The sequence below is a fragment of the Brevundimonas sp. genome, from assembly GCF_016463485.1.
Lineage (GTDB): Bacteria > Pseudomonadota > Alphaproteobacteria > Caulobacterales > Caulobacteraceae > Brevundimonas.
This window is the reverse complement of sequence record NZ_JAEMRD010000002.1, coordinates 31,284-50,171: the sequence shown is the minus strand read 5'-3', so window position 1 is coordinate 50,171 and position 18,888 is coordinate 31,284. Positions and strand designations below refer to the sequence as shown.

13 protein-coding genes are annotated in these 18,888 nt (G+C 66.1%); 8 read left to right on the top strand and 5 right to left on the bottom strand.

Annotated features, from left to right (window positions below; translation table 11 throughout):
- The first annotated feature begins 40 nt into the window (after positions 1-40).
- The 4 genes from JHC99_RS00955 to JHC99_RS00940 all read left to right on the top strand — a co-directional run bounded on the left by JHC99_RS00955 (position 41) and on the right by JHC99_RS00940 (position 5,882).
- On the top strand, positions 41-1,555 hold the full coding sequence (locus JHC99_RS00955; protein ID WP_292151597.1) for a tryptophan halogenase family protein: 1,515 nt from the start codon (positions 41-43) through the stop codon (positions 1,553-1,555).
- A complete protein-coding gene (locus tag JHC99_RS00950) occupies positions 1,552-3,018 on the top strand; it encodes a tryptophan halogenase family protein (RefSeq protein ID WP_292151596.1) in 1,467 nt (488 codons plus the stop codon). The genes JHC99_RS00955 and JHC99_RS00950 overlap by 4 nt, the downstream gene beginning before the upstream one ends.
- Positions 3,019-3,021: 3 nt before the next feature.
- Positions 3,022-4,527 (top strand): tryptophan halogenase family protein, encoded by a 1,506-nt coding sequence (locus JHC99_RS00945; RefSeq protein ID WP_292151595.1) that lies wholly within the window; start codon positions 3,022-3,024, stop codon positions 4,525-4,527.
- Positions 4,528-4,673: 146 nt separating this feature from the next.
- Entirely contained in the window at positions 4,674-5,882 is a 1,209-nt protein-coding gene (locus tag JHC99_RS00940; RefSeq protein ID WP_292151594.1) for a cation:proton antiporter, read from the top strand.
- Here JHC99_RS00940 and JHC99_RS00935 read toward each other — a convergent pair.
- Positions 5,879-7,627 (bottom strand): glycoside hydrolase family 9 protein, encoded by a 1,749-nt coding sequence (locus JHC99_RS00935; RefSeq protein ID WP_292151593.1) that lies wholly within the window; start codon positions 7,625-7,627, stop codon positions 5,879-5,881. The genes JHC99_RS00940 and JHC99_RS00935 overlap by 4 nt on opposite strands.
- 151 nt (positions 7,628-7,778) lie before the next feature.
- Positions 7,779-9,473: a glycoside hydrolase family 43 protein gene (locus JHC99_RS00930; RefSeq protein WP_292151592.1), complete on the bottom strand. Its 1,695-nt coding sequence runs from the start codon at positions 9,471-9,473 to the stop codon at positions 7,779-7,781.
- Positions 9,474-9,530: 57 nt separating this feature from the next.
- On the opposite strand from JHC99_RS00930, the gene JHC99_RS00925 reads away from it, so the two are divergent.
- The gene (locus JHC99_RS00925; protein WP_292151591.1) at positions 9,531-10,673 is read left to right on the top strand and encodes an endo-1,4-beta-xylanase; all 1,143 of its coding nucleotides are present in this window, start codon (positions 9,531-9,533) and stop codon (positions 10,671-10,673) included.
- Positions 10,674-11,179: 506 nt separating this feature from the next.
- Here the strand turns inward: JHC99_RS00925 and JHC99_RS00920 are convergent.
- Entirely contained in the window at positions 11,180-13,288 is a 2,109-nt protein-coding gene (locus JHC99_RS00920) for an alpha-glucuronidase family glycosyl hydrolase (protein ID WP_292151629.1), read from the bottom strand.
- Between the two features lie 211 nt (positions 13,289-13,499).
- Here JHC99_RS00920 and JHC99_RS00915 point away from each other — a divergent pair, with 211 nt between their 5' ends.
- Complete coding sequence (locus tag JHC99_RS00915) at positions 13,500-14,822, top strand: SGNH/GDSL hydrolase family protein (protein ID WP_292151590.1); 1,323 nt, start codon at positions 13,500-13,502, stop codon at positions 14,820-14,822.
- Positions 14,819-15,730, top strand: coding sequence for a polysaccharide deacetylase family protein (locus JHC99_RS00910; RefSeq protein ID WP_292151589.1), 912 nt, complete (start codon positions 14,819-14,821; stop codon positions 15,728-15,730). The genes JHC99_RS00915 and JHC99_RS00910 overlap by 4 nt, the downstream gene beginning before the upstream one ends.
- 3 nt (positions 15,731-15,733) lie before the next feature.
- Here JHC99_RS00910 and JHC99_RS00905 read toward each other — a convergent pair whose 3' ends face one another.
- Positions 15,734-16,831 (bottom strand): LacI family DNA-binding transcriptional regulator, encoded by a 1,098-nt coding sequence (locus tag JHC99_RS00905; RefSeq protein ID WP_292151588.1) that lies wholly within the window; start codon positions 16,829-16,831, stop codon positions 15,734-15,736.
- Between the two features lie 79 nt (positions 16,832-16,910).
- Positions 16,911-17,930 carry a LacI family DNA-binding transcriptional regulator gene (locus JHC99_RS00900; RefSeq protein ID WP_292151587.1) on the bottom strand — a complete coding sequence of 340 codons (1,020 nt, stop codon included), beginning with the start codon at positions 17,928-17,930 and terminating at the stop codon, positions 16,911-16,913.
- A gap of 231 nt (positions 17,931-18,161) precedes the next feature.
- On the opposite strand from JHC99_RS00900, the gene JHC99_RS00895 reads away from it, so the two are divergent.
- A partial coding sequence (locus JHC99_RS00895) for a TonB-dependent receptor plug domain-containing protein (RefSeq protein WP_292151586.1) occupies positions 18,162-18,888 on the top strand: 727 nt, incomplete at its 3' end.

Below are 18,888 nucleotides of genomic sequence, written 5' to 3'. Positions count from 1 at the left end.
GCCGTGGTCAACCATGAGAAGGTTGGGAGCGCTAACGGACATGGTGGCGGAACGTATCCGGACGATCGTTATCGTGGGTGGCGGAACCGCGGGCTGGATGACGGCGGCGGCCCTATCGACCTTGCTGAACCGCTCTGGTCTGAGCATTCGACTGGTCGAGTCCGAGGAGATCGGGACGGTCGGGGTTGGTGAAGCGACCATTCCCCACATCCGCAGTTTCAACCAGAGGCTGGGTCTGGACGAGGACGAGTTCATGGCCCGGACTCAGGCCACCTTCAAACTGGGGATCGAGTTCCGGGATTGGGGCCGCCTGGGCGACTCCTACATCCACCCGTTTGGCGCCTATGGACGGTCGATCGAGCGCGTCGGCTTTCACCACCACTGGCTTCGACTGAGACGCGCGGGCGTGGCGGCCGACATCCACGACTATTCCCTGCCGGTCGTGGCGGCGCGCTTGGGGCGGTTCATGCGGCCGGAGACCGACCCCCGGTCCTTGCTGTCCACATTCTCCTATGCCTTCCAGTTCGATGCGGGGCTCTATGCCGCCTATCTGCGCCAGCATTCAGAGGCGCGAGGCGTGGTGCGACGTGAAGGCAAGGTCGTCGATGTCGAGCTGAACCGGGACAACGGTCACATCCGCAACGTCGTCCTGACCAGTGGCGAGCGATTGGAAGCAGATCTGTTCATCGATTGCTCCGGCTTCCGCGGTCTGCTGATCGAAGGCGCGCTGAAGGCCGGCTTTGAGGACTGGACGCGATGGCTACCGTGCGACCGCGCTGTTGCGGTGCCGTGCGACACCGTAGAGGCCTCGACGCCCTATACCCGCGCCACGGCTCTGGAAGCCGGCTGGTCGTGGCGGATCCCGCTCCAGCACCGTGTCGGCAACGGCTATGTCTATTCCAGCGCCTTTCTGTCGGACGATGACGCGGTGGAGCGTGTCATGGGCCGTCTGGAGGGCCCGGCCCGCGCCGAGCCTCGCATGTTGCGGTTCACGACGGGGCGGCGGCGCAAGCAATGGATGCACAACTGTGTCGCCATCGGCCTGTCCAGCGGCTTCCTGGAGCCGCTGGAGTCGACCAGCATCCACCTGATCCAGACCGCGATCACCAATCTGATCGAGCTGTTCCCCGACGCGGACCACGATCCCACCGACGCCGACGAGTTCAACCGGATCATGGAACTGGAATACGACCGGATCCGCGATTTCCTGGTGCTGCACTACAACGCCACGGAACGGGACGACACGCCGTTCTGGAACCATTGCCGGACGATGGAGGTCCCCGACAGCCTCGCCGAGAAGGTGGCTCTGTTCAAGGAGCGCGGTGTCGTCGCCCGGTATCGCGATGGCCTGTTTCTGGAGCCGAGCTGGCTCGCCGTCTATTTCGGCCAGAGGATCGAACCCGAAGCCTATGATGCGCTCAGCGATCGGGCACCCGAGGCGGCACTGGCCGAAACGCTCGAGACCCTGCGGACATCCGTGCAGCGGGCTGCGGCGGCAATGCCTTCGCATGAGGCCTTCGTGAAGGCCTGCTGTGCAGCCAAGGCCATGGCATGACGCGCAGCGTCCTCATCGTCGGTGGCGGTTCGGCAGGCTGGATGACGGCGGCGGCGCTTTCGCGGGCGACGCGGGGTCGCGTGGCGGTGCGCTTGCTGGAAGACCCGGACCAGATCGAGGACACCGGGGTGCTGGGGCCGTTCGAGGCAACCCTGCCGTCGCTGAACGGTTTCAACGCCTCACTGGGACTGACCGAGGCGACCCTGATCGCCAGGGCGAACGCGACCTTCCGGCTGGGCACGATGTTCAGGTCGTGGACCCGCAGAGATCACGACTACATCCATCCGTTCAGTGAGTTCGGCGGGACGATGGACGGGGTGCCGTTTCATCATCACTGGCTGAGGCTCAAGCAGGCCGGGATGGCACCGCCGCTTGAAGGTTTCGCCGTCGCAGCCGTGGCGGGACGAGCCGGTCGGTTCAGTCTGCCGTCGGACGACCCCCGCTCCGTGACCTCGACGATGGCCTATGGGCTGCACCTGCCCGTCGTCGACTATGTGGCCCTGGTTCGAGACGTCGCTTTAGCCGCGGGCGTCGAGCGGATCGCGGGACGGTTCGCGGACATCGAGCGACTGGCGGAGGGAGAAAGCCTGAAGGCCGTCATCGCCGATGACGGACGTCGGTTCGAGGCGGACCTGTTCATCGACGCGACGGGCCAGAAGGGTGCTCTGATTTCACGCCTGGACGCGGGCCGGGTGGATTATTCGCACTGGCTCCCGTCCGATCGTATCAGCGTGGCCCTGGGCCCGGCCGAAGCCCTGGGCCCGCTGACGGAGGCGAAGGCCTTGCGAGGCGGCTGGTCCTGGAAGGCCCCTCTGGGGAACGGCGTCGGGACCATGCGGGTCTCGGCCAGCGCCTTCGAGGCCTCGGGCGCACAGCCGCAGATCAAATTTTCAAATGGGCGGCGGTCCCAGGCCTGGGTCGGCAACTGTGTCGCGATCGGATTGTCGGCGACGACCTTTGAACCCCTGGAGGCGTCCGGTCTGCATCTGGTTCAGAGTGGCGTGAGCAAGCTGCTGGGCCTGTTCCCGTCGAACGATTCGATGACTTCCGCCGCTGCCGAGTACAATCGTCTGATCGCGGCCGAGGCCGATCGGCTGCGGGACTTCATGATCCTGCACTACCGGGCGAACGCCCGCAAAGGCGAGCCGCTGTGGGACGCTGTCCGCAATACGGCTCCACCGGATGAACTGGCCCACAAGGTTCGAATGTTCTCAAGTCGCGGGCGCGTCAGTCTGTACGACGAGGAAACCTTCGAGGATTCCAGCTGGATCGCCGTATTCATGGGCCAGAACCTAATTCCGCGACGGTATCATCCGATCGTCGATCAGACGCCGATCGCGGACCTGGCCGCACGTCTGGGACGCATGCAGGCGGTGATCGGTCAGGCCGTCGAAGCCATGCCGACCCACGCCGCGATCCTGACCCGATACTCACGCGAACCGACACAACCCAGGCCATCGTGACCCATGACGACTGACAACCGCATACGAAAGATCGCCATCGTCGGCGGGGGCACGGCAGGCTGGATGACCGCAGCTGCCCTGGCCAAGATCCTGGGCCCCGGTTACGCCGAGATCACTCTGATCGAGTCCGACGAGATCGGGACCGTCGGCGTCGGTGAGGCGACGATCCCCCAGATCCGCACCTTCAACACCATGCTCGGTCTGGACGAGGACGAGTTCATCCGGCGCACCCAGGGGACCTTCAAGCTGGGCATTCAGTTCCGCGACTGGGGCCGCATCGGAGATCGCTATTTCCATCCGTTCGGCCCGTTCGGCGTGGATATGGAGGGCGTGTCATTTCACGCCTTCTGGCTGCGGCTGAACCAGCAGGGCGATTCCTCGTCGATCTCCGAATACTCCCTCCAGGCCATGGCGGCCGAGCGGGGCAAGTTCATGCGCCCCATCGATGCCGGCCGATCGCCCCTGTCCAAGATCGCCTATGCCTTCCATTTCGATGCAGGACTGTATGCCCGCTATCTGCGGGACTATTCCGAGGGCCGGGGCGTGACGCGGCTGGAGGGCCGGATCGTCGATGTCGCCCTGCGTGGCAGTGACGGGTTCGTCGAACGCCTGAACCTGGACGACGGTCGGACCGTCGAGGCTGATCTGTTCGTCGACTGCTCCGGTTTTCGCGGGCTGCTGATCGAGGGGGCCTTGGCGACCGGTTACGATGACTGGTCGCACTGGCTTCCCGCCGACCGGGCCGTTGCCGTTCCGTGCGAGCGGGTCGGGGATCCGGTGCCCTTCACGCGCTCGACGGCGCGGGCCGCTGGATGGCAGTGGCGGATCCCGCTCCAGCACCGGACCGGCAATGGCTACGTCTTTTCCAGCCGCTTCATCGGCGAGGCCGACGCCACGGCAGACTTGCTGAGCCAGCTGGATGGCAAGGCTTTGGCCGAGCCCCGGACGCTTCGCTTCACGACCGGGCGACGCAGGAAATCCTGGAACAGGAACGTCGTCGCGCTAGGGCTGGCGTCAGGCTTCATCGAACCGCTCGAATCCACCAGTATCCACATGGTCCAGAGCGGCATCGCCAACCTGTTGGCCATGTTTCCGACCAAGGCGTTCGAGCAGGCCGAGACGGACCGGTTCAACCGGGTCGTCGCCTATGAGGCCGAGCGGATCCGCGACTTCATCATCCTGCACTACAACGCGACCCAGAGGACGGACACGGAATTCTGGAACTACGTCCGGACCATGCCCGTGCCGGACAGCCTTCTTGAAAAATATGAGATCTTCCGCAGCCGGGGCCGGGTGTTCCGGGAGAACGAGGAGCTGTTCAACGACACCAGCTGGTTCGCCGTCATGATCGGCCAGAATGTCGCCCCGGCCAGCTATGATCCTGTCGCCGATGTGCTGACCGTCGACGAGACCCGGCGACGGCTGGCCCAGACGGCCGAGGCGATCCGCAACTCGGCGGATTATATGCCGGCCCACTCAGCGTTCATAGCCGAGCATTGTTCTGCTTGAGGGAGTGGGCAGCTTGGCCTTAGCCTTGCCGTCGCGGTCGGTCCGTGTAATTGTCTGAGTTGTCGATCCGGGCGCTGCAGGCTCGCAATGTCGGCCTAAACTTCATATTCGATCAGCCGGGCAAGAGCTGAAAGGCGGGGGCATCCATGCACGCGATGACAACGACCGAGATATTTCTGATCGCGCTGCTGCTGATATTCACGGCGCCGTATCTGATCTGGCGCGGCCTGCGCACCGACTACTACGCGCCTCTCGTCGTTGTTCAGATCGTGTGCGGGATCCTGCTGGGCCCAGGAGTGCTCGGAGCCGTCGCCCCGGGCTACTATGAGTTCGTCTTCAATCCTCAGGTCATCACCGCTCTGAACGGTGTGGCTTGGTGGGCCGTGATGATCTTCGTCTGGATCGCGGGGATCGAGCTGGACCTGAAGCAGGCGTGGGCTCGGCGCGGTGAGACCGGGGTCACGGCGGGGCTGGCCCTTGTCGTGCCGCTGGTGTTCGGCGCTGTGGCCGGTGTCGCGATGCTTCAGCTTCCGGGCTGGGTCGGGGCGAACGGTCAGCCCTGGCAGGTCGTGCTGGGCATCGGCATGGCCTGTGCCGTGACGGCCCTGCCGATCCTGGTGCTGTTCCTCGAGAAGCTGGAGATACTGCGGCTACCGTTGGGACAGCGCGTGCTTCGCTACGCCAGCCTGGACGATATCGCCATCTGGGGCGTGCTGGCCCTGATCCTGCTGGACTGGGAACGGGTCGGACGTCAGGCGATTTTCCTGGTGGGCTTTGCGGTCGCGACCTATGCGATCCGGGCGCTGATGAAGCGGCTGCAGGAACGCGACCGCTGGTATGTGTCCCTGATCTGGCTGGCAGGTTGCGGGTTCGCGGCCGACTGGTGCGGGCTGCATTTCATGGTGGGGGCCTTCCTGTCGGGCGCCGTGCTGGACGGCGAATGGTTCGACCGCAAGCGGATGGACCAGTTTCGCGACCATATCCTGTTGGCCATCATGCCGGTCTTCTTCCTCAGCACGGGCCTGCGGACCCAGTGGGACGTGGGCGGGGTGGCGGTGTTCGGGGCCGCGGCCTTGCTGTTGTTCGCCTCGGTGGCAGGCAAGTTGGCGGGTCTTCAGATCGCCGGTCGCATCCTGAAATGGGAGAAGGGCGAGGCCTCGATCATCGGGTGGCTGCTTCAGACCAAGGCCCTGATCATGATCATCTTCGCCAACATCCTGCTGGACCGGGGGATCATCACCAACGAGACCTTCACCGCGCTTCTGCTGATGGCCGTCGGATCGACGATGCTGACCATCCCGATGGTCACGCCGGCGCTGCGCAAGCTGAAGGATCTCGCGACCCGGGGAGGTTAGCCGGGCGACAGGAAGGCCGCGACCCAGACGAAGGGCGCGTTCCAGTTGATGGCCACCTCGTTCTGGGTGAAGGCCCCGATGTCGTCGCGCCAGCAGGTCTGGGGCAGGCATTTGCCACGCATCGTCTCGGCGACCGGATCGCTCATATTGGTGTTGTTCGGCCCCCCCGAGAGCACCCCGGCCGGAGGCACCGGATAGGCGGGGTCGCTGGAGTGGGCCCAGAACCGGTGGTGCGGATTGCGCATCGGCCGGTCGCCATATCCGGTCACATAGGACTGATCGAGCGGATTGCGGCCCAGCACATAGTCCATGGCGGCCACGACCCCGTTCCTGAATGCGGGGTCTCCGGTGAAATCATGCGCCAGCCCCAGCACCATCGCCCGGTTCATCAGATTGCCGTTGGAGCCCCAGCTGTAGTTCGGTCCCGCGAAGGGCTGGCCGTAACCCTGTGTCGCGCCCTCGGAGAGATAGGCCCGGCCGGCCGCGATCAGGGCCTGGCGCGCGCGCTGACGCTCGGCTTCGGGAAGACGATCAGTCGACAGGGCCAAGGCGATGGTCCCGAGGGTTCCCACGCCGTTCCAGCCGATATCCCCCGTCGCGCGATCTCCGGTCGGACCCGCCAGATAGTGGCGCGAAGCCCTCAGAGCCTCCAGCAAGGCCGAGTCTCCGGTGGTGACGTAGAGTTCTGCCGTGGCCCAATAGAGTTCGTCAGTCAGGTTGTCGTCACCGTAGTCACCGCCTCCGTGGAAGGAGCCCACGGCGTAGATGTCCGGATGGCGTCTCGCTGCGGCCATCCCGCGTTGGGCGGCGTCCAGCGCGCGGGCCGAGAACGCGGGGTCGATGGTCTTCCAGATCCGCGCGGCCTGGGCGGCCACGGCGACCATGTTCAGGGTCGCAGCCGTGTTCGGGGCATAGAGATACCGCGTCTCCGGATCGTTCGCCGGGGCCATAGGCAGGGCTGTCCAGCGGACGTCGTGGACCTTGTGATGCACCAGGCCGCCGGCGCCGATCTCGGTGAAGGTCAGAGGCTGTTCTCGAGTGAATCGGCCCACGGGAACGCGCAGGCGTGCGCCGTCCGGGACCTGCATCCGCAGCAGGAACTCGACCTCCCAGCGGGCCTCGTCCAGCAGGTCCGACACACCGTTGCCGGCCTCGGGGATGTCGGCCGAGCCGTCCGGATAGGGGGCGGCTTGCCCTGACAGCGTGGCGCGTTCCCAGGCGTTCAGCAGGGTCCAGGTCGAGATGCCGCCGTTGACGACATATTTGCCGTGGTCGCCCGCGTCATACCAGCCTCCGGAGACATCGAGGGTGTAGTCGCAGCCCGGCCAGACATTGCCGCGCATGTCTTCGCCCGCAAAACAGGTCGCGCGATCCGGTGCATGTCCCGCGGGGCGAGCGAGATCCGGGCGGGCGACGTGTTCGGCCTCGATCGCGATCCCGCTGCGGTTCTCGTAGAAGAAGACAAGGGCGTCGCGCTTGATCGCCGCAAACGGCGCGTCGGAGATCACGAGGTTCCGGCGATGGTCGCCGATTGTCAGCTGATAGGTTCCCGCCGCGCGGAGATCGTCGAACCGGATCGTATGGACATGGTCGCCGGACGTTGGGTCGAGCCCGACCACGACCGTCTGACCGCGAAGCACAACACGGCCGTCCGCGGCGGCGATAGACCAATCGAGGGTGCGCGTTGCGGGGTTCACGAGCGTGGCCGCCTTGGGTCCATCAGTCTCGAACGCGACCTGGTTCATTCGGACGGGATCCAGCGGTGGGATCTGAGCCATCGTTCCGCTGCCTACGGAGGCCGTCGCCAAGGCAGCGAGGCTGACACGGAAAACCGTCCGAACCCTGTTTGAAATGGGCATGGGAACACCTCGATGATCTGGACCAGGGCAGTCGGGGTCAGTGGCCAGACCGGGCATGGGGGCCGAAGGTGACGCCGACGAAGCCGCCGGCGGTGCGGGTGCTGAGGATGGTGCCATCCACGTCCCGGGCCAGGGTGGTCCAGTCTCCCCGTTCGGCGGCGTAGGCGAAGTCGTAGCGATCGGCGCGAGCGGTGACGCGAAGGCGCGTGGCGTCGGCCGGCCCGGCCAGAGGGGCGTTGGCGATCACGACGCCCTCGGCAGCCTCTGAAGGACCGGCCCGGCGGCGAAGTTCGACGACCGGCTTTCCGGCCTCCTGCCCGACGGCCAGGAAGTAGAACCAGTCGTCGTTCTGGAGGGTGGCAAGGCCGGCGCGGTCACCGTCCTCCTTTGGTGTCCAGTGCATCACGGTTTCGGCGGTGGCGAACTGATGCTGCTGGCGTCGACCGAGAAAGGACGGGTTGGCGTTGTCGCCCAGGTCGACGGGACGCGGCGTGAGGCTCAGGGAGCCCGGCTGTGACGTCAGGTCGTACCAGGTCTCGCGCGGATTGCGCATCATCATCCAGTAGGACGGAAGGGCAGGGCCGTCGAACGCATCGACGACGCGGAACGGGCCGGTGGTCGGCACGGCCGGCGCAGGCTGCCGGGGCAGGTCCGGGCGCTCGGCCTGATAGGGGATCACCTGGCCCGGGATCGTGATGATCGGCCATTCGCCTGACCAGTCGACGGGCAGAAGGAAGGTCTCGCGCCCGGTATTGTACTGGTCCGGCCCATAGGGCCGCACGGCCAGGAAGGTGGCCCACCAGTCGCCGTCGGGGGTCTGGACCAGGTCGGCGTGTCCGGCCGAGGTGATGGGGTTCGGGCGCGTCGGGTCGAGGCCGCGCTGCGTCAGGATCGGGTTGCCGGCAAAGGCCTCGAACGGGCCGTCGGGTGACCGCGATCGAAGGGCGACCTGGGAATGGCCCTCGGCGGTGCCGCCCTCGGCGCAGGTCAGATAATACCAGCCGTTGCGATAGGTGAGGTGAGGGCCCTCGATCCAGATGGGCCTGGTGCTGAAATCCACGCCCCCGTTCACCAGCACGGTGCGGGCCCCGTAGGTAGCCTGGCGCGCGATGTCGAATTTCTGGATCCAGATGGCTCGATGGCCTTCGTATTCGGGCATGCCCTGCGGCGGGCCGTTGTTCAGGATCCAGGCCTGACCCTCGGCATCGACGAACAGCGAGGGATCGATGGCGCCTTCAAGGTCGGGCAACCAGACGGGGTCGCTCCACGGCCCGGCCGGGTCGGTCGCGGTAATCAGGAAATTGCCGCCGCAGTCGACGCAGGTGTTCAGGATGTAGAACAGCCCGGCATGATGCTCGATGGTCGGGGCGAAGACGCCGCGCGATAATCCGAGTCTGGCGAAATCCAGCTGGCCGGGCCGGTCGATCGCATTGCCGATCTGGGTCCAGTTGACCAGGTCCTTGCTGTGAAAGACCGGGATTCCCGGGAAGTAGGAGAAGGTCGAGGTGACCAGATAGAAGTCGTCTCCGACCCGGGTCACGGACGGGTCGGGATAGAAACCGGTCAGGATCGGGTTGCGGTACTGGCCCGGCGAAACGGGCACCGACGTCGCCGGATCGCGGCCCTCATAGGTGAAGGATTCGAAGCGCGCAGGCGCGGTCTGGGCGAGGGCCGTCCCGGTAAGCAACGCTGTGGCCAGACCCACGGAAAGGGCAAGAAAGTGCTTTTTCATTTGTCAGACATTTAGGGGTGATCTTATAAGGTTGGCAACCCCTGACTGGAGCCACCCATGATCGACAGACGCGCGTTTCTTGCGAGCACCGCCGTGCTGGCGATGCCGATGGCCGCGAGCGCGGCACCCCGCGATACAGATCGTCCGTCGTTGCACAGACTGGCTGCAAGCAAGGGGATCCTGTTCGGCACGGCGATCAGCGCCGGTCAGGCGACGGCCCGCGCCGGGACGCCCGAGGAGCGCTATCGCGCCGTGGTGCTGGCGGAATGCGGGGCCCTGGTCTGCGAGAACGAGATGAAGTGGCCCGCCCTGAGGCCGGATGCCGCGACCTTCGACTTCTCGCGTTCCGATGCAATCGTGGCCCTGGCCGAAGGGCATGGGATGAAGATGCGCGGCCACACCCTGCTGTGGCACCATCCGGACTGGTTCCCGCGCTGGCTGACCGAATACGATTTCGGCTCACGGCCGGCGGTGGAGGGTGAGCGGGTGCTCCAGGCCCACATCCGTCGCGTCGGCGAGCACTATCCGCAGGTCGTGTCGTGGGACGTGATCAACGAGGCGGTCGACGCCGATACGGGCGAGCGGCGCGAGACCAGCCTGTCGCGTGCGATGGGGCCGGAGGTGTTGGACGTCGCCTTCCACACGGCCCGCGAGGCGGCCCCGAAGGCCCGGCTGCTCTACAACGACTACATGAGCTGGGAGGCCGGCCATGAGAACCACCGCGCGGGGGTCCTGAAGCTGCTGGAGGGGTTCAAGACGCGGGGCGTGCCGATCGACGGACTGGGCGTGCAGAGCCATATCGGCTCGGGCAATGCCGACAACTCGGTCGGATTTGACACCGCGCAGGAGACGGAATGGCGGCGGTTCCTGGACGAGGTCACCGGCATGGGGCTGACGCTCGAGATCACCGAGTTCGATGTCCATGACAAGAACCTGCCGGCCGATCCGGTCGTCCGGGATCGCGAGGTCGCGGCCCTGGGGCGTCGGTATCTGGACCTGATGCTGGAGTATCCCCAGCTGGACACGGTCATGGCCTGGGGGATGTCGGATCGATACACATGGTTGCAGGGTCGCTGGCCCCGCGCCGACGGTCTGCCCAAGCGAACCAATCCCTATGATGCGGAGTTCCGGGCCAAGCCCTTGCGCGAGGCCATGGCGGCGTCCTTCCAGGCGGCCGCACCTCGACCTCAGGCCGTCTGACGCGGCCCGGTGCATCCATGGCGGTGGCGGTCCTGAAAAGGGGCCGCCAAACCGCCAAACCGCCAAAAAGAGAAAAGCAGGGATGGCGGTGGCGGCCTCGAAAACACGCCGCCAAACCGCCAAACCGCCAGATACCCAAATCTGGAACGCCATGCGGCGACGTTCCCCATCCTGACTTTTCAAAGACCCGTTTGAGGACATGGCTTCGCGACAGATCGGGCGCAAGTAGCGGATAGGAAAATATTCAGGCCGAGTGGCGCGCGATTCACCCTGATATGTGGCGGTGATGCAGGGCCTCGCCTGAGGGTCTCTTGAATCTAGGGTCCAGCTCACCACGCCACATCTTCTTGTCATCGTCGGGCTTGTCCCGAGGATCCAGACTCACGCTGGTGCTGCTTGGTGGGGGTTGGGATCCTCGGGACAAGCCCGAGGATGACGGGCCAACGAAGGTTCACGTCACCTGCTTGTCAGACGAAGATTCGACCCAGCCGAACTGTGTGCAAACCTCAGTTCCCCGGCGCGAACGGGAACGACAGGGCCTTGTAGTAGGACAGGGGATGGGCCGGGGGCGTCACGCCGGCCGGCAGGGCGCGGCCCGAGACGTCGCTGAAGTAGGCGATGCTGGCGTCGCGCCACCACTGGGCCTCGTTCTGCTGGATCGCCAGGAAGGCGGAGACCTCCTCGAACCGCTGGCTGTCGATCTCGGTCTCCAGCCCCGACCAGGTCCGCCGCATCTCCGCGACGGACGCCACGCCCTCATCATAGGTGTGGACGAGTTCGGTCCAGAGGGGGCGGCCAGACGGCATCCGGTAATCCCAGCTCAGGTGATGGAACCACAGCAGTTCAGTCTGCGGTGTCGTCGCCGGATCGGCGTAGCGGGCGGCGAGGGCCGGGGCGTACTGGGCGATGGCGTTGCTGCCGGTCGCGGTACGATCGAAGCCGATCCCGGTCGGGCCGGCCTGATGGTAGTAGACCGGGTTCCACTCGGGCCGGGCGAGGTCGGCGACCCAGGGGCCGGGTCCATAATGGTGGCCGGTCGCCATGACGTGGTGCAGGCCGAGCGGCGTCATGTAATCGACCACGGCTTCGCGTGACGCCATCATCATCTCCACGATCGAACCGACGGCCTGTGCTTCGTTCGTGAAGGTCATGCGGGCCCATTCCTCGGCGATCGGCCGGGCGCGGGCGGCTTCGGGATCCCAGGCCATGCGACCGAAGACGTACCAGTTGGCCTGATCGAAATGGGAGCCGGACCAGTTACGGTCCGAGCCGATGTTGGCGACGCCGGCCATCCCGGTCAGGGCGTGCCCATCGACCGAACCATCGACGACCCGGGCCACGGTCGCGCCGGGGCCGGGGCGCAAGGTTTCCGACTGCAGCGCCTCTTCGTACATCGTCCCCAGATAGGCGAGATGGGTCGCGAACCCGAGGTATTCCTTGGTGATCTGGAACTCGATCATCAGGGGCGTTTTCGGCATGGCCCCGAACATCGGGTGGAAGGGCTCGCGTGGCTGGAAGTCGATCGGCCCGTTCTTGACCTGGACGATCACATTTTCGCGGAACTGGCCGTCCAACGGCGTGAAGTCGGCATAGGCCTGTCTGGCGCGGTCGTCGGGGTTCTCGTGCGAATAGACGAAGGCGCGCCACATCACGACGCCGCCGTGCAGGGCCACGGCATCGGCCAGCAGATTGGCACCCTCCGCGTGGGTGCGATGATAGTCCTGAGGGCCGGGCTGGCCTTCGGAGTTCGCCTTGACCAGGAAGCCGCCGAAGTCGGGTATGGCGGTATAGATCTCGTCCGCCTTGGCGCGCCACCAGGACTGAACCCGGGGGTCGAGCGGGTCGGCGGAGGTCAGGCCACCGATCTCGATCGGTGCGCTGAAACGCGCAGACAGATAGACCTTGATACCATAGGGCCTGAAGACATCGGCGAGGGCGGCGGCCTTTTCGATATAGGGCGCGGTCAGGCTTGTGGCGCTGGCGTTGACGTTGTTGAGGATCGTGCCGTTGATGCCGATCGAGGCGTTGGCCCGGGCATAGTCCGTATACAGAACGGGGGTGAAGTCCGGCAGGCGATGCCAGTCCCAGATCGACTGACCCGAATAGCCACGCTCCACATGGCGATCCAGATTGTCCCAGTGGTTCAGGACCCGCAGTGCGACCTTTGGGCTCGACGCGATGTCGAGGTCGGCGACCGAACCGCCGGTCTGGATCCGACGCAGGAAGGCGAAGGCGCCGTACAGCAGGCCGACGTCCGTATTGGCCGCGATCACGGTCGCCGCGCCGCCGTCGATCGTCACGCTGCGGATCAGATAGCCCTCTCGGCCCAGGTCGGAGAGGGGCAGATCGAGCGCTGCGATGGCCGGGGCCGAGGACGTGCCGTAGACGATCGCGCCCGGCCTGATCCTCGGCGTGACGGCCGGGAGTTGGCCCAGGAGGCCTTCGATGCCCCGTGACAGTTCGGCGGTGACGATGTCGACGGTGGGGCCGGCGGCCTGGGGTGCGAGGCTGAGCGTATGGGGGTGGGCCGCGACCGCCTGTTCGGTGGGGACGGGTCGGTAGCGCAGCCAGAGGTCATAGCCGTCTTCGGCCCGGACGCTCGTCGAGGCGGCCATGGCAAGGGCCCAGGCGAGAAGGCATGACCCCACGGTCAGGATGTTCGGTCGCACGTCGGTTTCCTCCATCGACCCGTGACCGGGTTCTCGAACAGGCTGAGCCGATAGCGGTTGACATCGCTCGGGGCCTGCATTCTGGTAGCGCTATCATGACATGACCCCGGCGCAAGACCAAGGGCAGAGACGGCGCAAGCCGTCGCGGAGGAAGAAAGTGTCCAGGCTCACACACGAGGGCACCCGGTGCCCGGCGGGGGCGATGCCTCCACGACCTGTCGATGCGCGCGCGTGGTTCGGTCGGCTGAGCATCGCACTTCTGTGTCTCTCCTTCAGTTTGAGCACCGCTGCGGCCCAGACGTCGGCGCCGGTGGAGCGATGGGTCGGGGCCTGGGCCTCGTCCCAGCAGGTGCCGGAGCCCAACAATGCCTTGCCGGCCGGTGCGCTGGACGATGCGACGCTTCGACAGATCGTCCGCCTGACGCTGGGCGGCTCTCAGGTCAGGGTTCGGGTATCGAATGTGTTCGGGGTGACGCCGCTGGTGATCACCGCCGCGCGGATCGCCAGACCGGTGGTCGTCGATGGCCCCATCATTGATCCCGCGACCGATCGCGCCCTCACCTTCGCCGGACGACCCGGCGTGACCATCCCCGCCGGAGCCGAGGTCACGTCCGACCCGCTGGCGCTGGAGACCTCGGCCCTGGACAGTCTGACCGTGAGTCTGCATTTCGCATCGATGCCGTCGGTCCAGACGAGCCATCCGGGGTCGCGCGCCACCTCCTATGTCGCCAAGGGTGACAGGACCGGAGCCGCCGATCTGCCGGACGCCCTGCGTGTCGATCACTGGTACAATCTGTCCGGCGTGGATGTGCTGGGCGCAGGTGATCGGGTGGCGATCGCGGTCATCGGGGATTCGATCACCGACGGCTATGGCGTGGTGGCGAACAGCAATACGCGGTGGACGGACGGCTTTGCCGAACGGCTCCAGGCGTCGATCGGAACCGCGCGCTTCTCGGTTCTGAATCATGGGCTCGGGGGCAACCGGGTGCTGCTGGACGGCCTGGGGCCGAACGCCCTGGCACGGTTCGAGCGCGACGTCCTGGGCCAGACGGGTGTCGGCTATTTCATCATCATGGAGGGGGTGAACGACCTGGGCTCCCTGACCCGCGAAAGACCGGCCAGCCCCCAGCAGCACGCCGACCTCGTGCATTTCGTCACCGCCGCCTATGGCCAGATGGTCGAGCGCGCGCGGGCGCGTGGCATCGTGGCGATCGGGGCGACGATCACGCCGTTCAGCGGCTCGGACTACTATCGGCCGCCGGCCGAGACCGAGGCCAGCCGAAACGCGATCAATGCCTGGATACGGACGCCGGGCAATTTCGACGCGGTCATCGATTTCGACGCCGTGATGCGCGATCCGGCCAATCCGACCCGGTTGCGGCCTGAGGTCGACAATGACGGTCTGCACCCCTCCATCGCCGGCTATCGCGCAATGGCGGATGCTGCCGCCGAAGTCATTTCCAGGATCCAGCAGCCATGACCAGAACGATCGCCCGCTTCGTCACGGCCCTGGCTGCCCTTGTCGCCGCGGTGGCGCCGCTGACGGCGGCGGCGCAGCAGATCGCCCTGACCTTCGACGACCTGCCGTCTCACAGTGCCCTGCCGAAGGGCGAGACGCGGGTCGGTGTGGCTGCTCGGGTGATCGCAGCGCTGAACGAGGCTGACGCGCCTCCGAGCTATGGGTTCATCAACGGAGGGTCGGTGGTCGCCGATCCTGAAAGCGGTCGCGTGCTGGCGTTGTGGCGGGCGGCGGGGCATCCGCTGGGAAACCACACCTGGACCCATATGCGGCTCGATGACGAGGATCGCGGGCCCTTCAAGGCCGAGATCGAGATGAACGAGCCCCTGCTGGCGGCCGTGATGGGCGAGGCGGACTGGCGCTGGTTCCGCTATCCGTACCTCTATGAGGGCGCGACCGCGGAGGCGCGTTCGGACGTCAGGCGCTTTCTGTCCGGGCGAGGTTATCGCGTGGCCAGCGTCACGCTGAGCTTCGACGACTATGCCTGGAACGAGCCCTATGCCCGTTGTGCGGACAAGGGAGACGCCGAGGCCATCGAGCGGCTGGAGGCCAGCTTTCTGGCGTCCGCGCGCACCAGCCTGATCCAGGCCCGTGCCCGGTCGAAGGCGGCCCTGGGGCGCGACATCCCCTATGTGCTGCTGATGCATATCGGGGCGTTCGACGCCCGCATGCTGCCGAAGCTGCTCGACCAGTACCGTCGCGACGGGGCGACCTTCGTGACGCTTGAGCAGGCACAGGCCGATCCCTTCTATGCCGGTGACACGCAGGTGCCGCTTGGGACGGATCAGCTCGGCCTGCCGTCCTTTGCCGGTGAACCGCAGGGCTCCGTGATTCCGGCCGATCTCGATCGGCTTTGCAGGACCGGTTGAGCCTCAGGCTTCGCCGGCCTTGGCCGCCTTCGATTTCGCAGGCTTTGACCCCAGGCGGGCAGGGGGGGCGTCGGATTGGCGAAGGATCAGGTGATAGGGCATGATCTCGTCGACGGGCTTGGCGGCCTGGCCCGAGCCCTTTCGCCGGATCGCCTCGGCCAGCAGCAGGACCGCGTTCCGCGACATCTCCGAGACCGGCTGGCGGATCGTCGTCAGCTCGGGCCAGACGGTCGTGGCCAGGGCGGTGTCGTCGAAGCCGCACACTGTCAGGTCGCGCGGCACGTCCATCCCGAGACGATGGGCGACCGCGATGGTCGCGGCGGCCATGTCGTCGTTGCTCGCGAAAATGGCCGTCGGGGCGACCGGGAGCGACAACAGGCGATCGGCCGCATCACGACCGGAGTGATAGGTGAAGAACCCCTGGGCCACGAGCTCGGGATCGATGGCGATTCCCTCAGCCGCCAGGGCCGCGACATAGCCCTCGTAGCGCTGGGCGCTGGCCGTCTGGTTGGGATGTCCCCGGATGAACCCGATCCGGCGGTGCCCACGTTCGATGAGATGGCGGGTCATGGCCTCTGCGGCATGGAAGTCGTCGATACGGACGGCGGACGCAGACACGGGAGGCTCGCCCGTGGCGACCACGACCGTCGGCAATCCCGCCAGTCTCAGACCCTCGACGATGGCGGAGGCGTCACACAGGGGCGGCGGAAGGATCACCCCGTCGACGCCGGCGGCGACCAGTCGGTCGACGGCCCGCAGCTCGGCCTCTTCGGTATCGCATTTCTGGACGACGAGCTGGAAACCGCTGCGGCTGCACTGATCCAGGCTGCCAAGCAGGAACTCGCTCAGATAGGCCGCGCTGGGGTTTGAATACAGAAGGCCGACGCTGATCGCGCTGGCGCTGGCCAGATTCCGCGCCGCTGCGTTGGGTGCATATCCCAGCTCGCGGATCGCCTCGCTGACGCGTTCACGGGTGCTCTCGCGGACGTTCTTTTCGCCGTTGATGACGCGGGACACGGTCATCGGCGACACGCCCGCATGACGGGCCACGTCGGTGATGGTCTGGCCACCGGCGCGGCGGCGCTTTGTCCTCTGATCCAAGCCTGCCTCCCCCTTGGCGATCATGTTTCATAGCCGGGATGAGGGATGACGGCGAGGGCGGTGGACCGGATGCGCGCCGTCACCGCGGTGGCGGCCCGGACGACTCCCGGATCAGCAAGGTGTGGGCATGATCCTGGCGCATGGTCACCGGGGTCCCGTCCAGCTGGGACACGACCATGTCCGCAGCCGACGCACCCATCTCGAAGACGGGTTGCCGGACCGTGGTCAGGCGCGGCCATGTGATTCTCGACACCTCGGAGTCGTCGAAGCCGACGATCGAGATGTCTTCAGGGGCCGACAGTCCTCGCTCGCGCGCGGCCATCAGGGCACCGACGGCCATGTCGTCGTTCTGGGCCAGGATCGCGGTCATTCCGGCCTTGCGGTCGAACAGTCGGCATGCCGCCTCGTAACCACTGGCGCGTGTGAACAGTCCTGGCTCGATCATGATCGGGTCCAGGGCGACGCCGGCCGCCTCAAAAGCCTGGCGGTACCCGATCAGGCGCGCAGCACTGGAGGCGTGGGTCGGATCGCCCAGGATCACGGCGATCGAGACATGACCCAGGCTCAACAGGTGTTCGGCGATCTCACGCCCGGCCGCAACGTCGTCGATCAGGTTGCTTGGGCCGGCCTGCAGATCCTGGGTTGGAGCGATGCGGGCAAAACGGATGCCGGCGGCGGTCAGATCGGCAAGGACGCGCGGGTTGTCGGATGCGGGCGGCGCCAGAACCACGCCATCCAGAGCGGCCGAGCGCAGCAGGCCGACGACTTCGGCCGCGCGGTCCTGGATTGAGGATACCGGGATCACGACGAGACGATAGCGGGTCAACCTGAGCCGATCCAGCACGCCCATCTGCAGTTCGACGACGTAGCTGGGGGAGGGGTTCTCGTAGAGAAGGCCGATCAGGTGCGATCGGCGCCGGACCAGTCCCTGGGCGAATACATTGGGATGATAGTCGAGTTCCTGGGCCGCTTCGCGCACACGTTCCCTGACCGCAGCGCTGACGTTCGGAGCGTCGTTGAAGACCCGCGACACGGTCTTGATCGACACACCGGCCTTCAAGCCGACATCGACAATGGTCGCGCGCCGTATCTCCTTCACCAATGCTGCCCGTCCTTCTGGCGCTGTTGCCTGTGTTTCACGGCTAGCCGCTTGCGCGGGCCGGGTCCAGCTTGGAGCTTGAACCACATTTGGAACATCATTCCGATAGCGCTAACATAAATGCCATTGACAACGTGCGACAACTGGCCGATTTCTACCCTGCGAGTGGCACGAACGCCGCCGAATAAAACAGACGTCGGCTAAGCCGACGCGGAGGGAAACATGAGGGAAATGACGTTCATAAAGACGCTTGCGCGCTCGAGTTCGGCTCTGGCGCTCATGACCGGCCTGATGCTGCCGGCCGCCGCTCTGGCGCAGACCGCGCCGACCGGGCCGCAATCCGAGGACGCGACGTCCCTGGATGAAATCATCGTCACCGGGGTCCGGGCCAGCCTGGATCGGGCGATGGACATCAAGCGCAATTCGTCGGGCGTCGTGGACGCCATCTCCGCCGAAGACATCGGCAAATTCCCCGACACCAACCTGGCCGAGTCCCTCCAGCGCGTCAGCGGCGTGTCGATCAACCGCGTCAACGGCGAAGGCTCCGAAGTGACGGTGCGCGGCTTCGGCGGCGGCTTCAACCTCGTCACCCTGAACGGCCGTCAGATGCCGACTGCGAACGTCGTCGCTGTCGGTGGCGACCAGAACGTCGACTTCGCGACGGCGACCAGCCGTTCGTTCGACTTCTCCAACATCGCTTCCGAAGCGGTCGGTCGCCTCGAGGTCTACAAGACCGGCCGGGCCGAAATGCCCTCGGGCGGCATCGGTGCCACCATCAACGTCGTCACCCGCCGGCCGCTCGACAACCGCGAAGCCGGCCTGCAAGGCAGCTTCGGCGTCAAGGCCGTCGCCGACACCAGCGTCGATCGCGGCGATGAGATCACGCCCGAAGCCTCCGGCCTGCTGAGCTGGACCGACGACAATCAGAAGTTCGGTGTCCAGGTCTTCGGTAGCTACC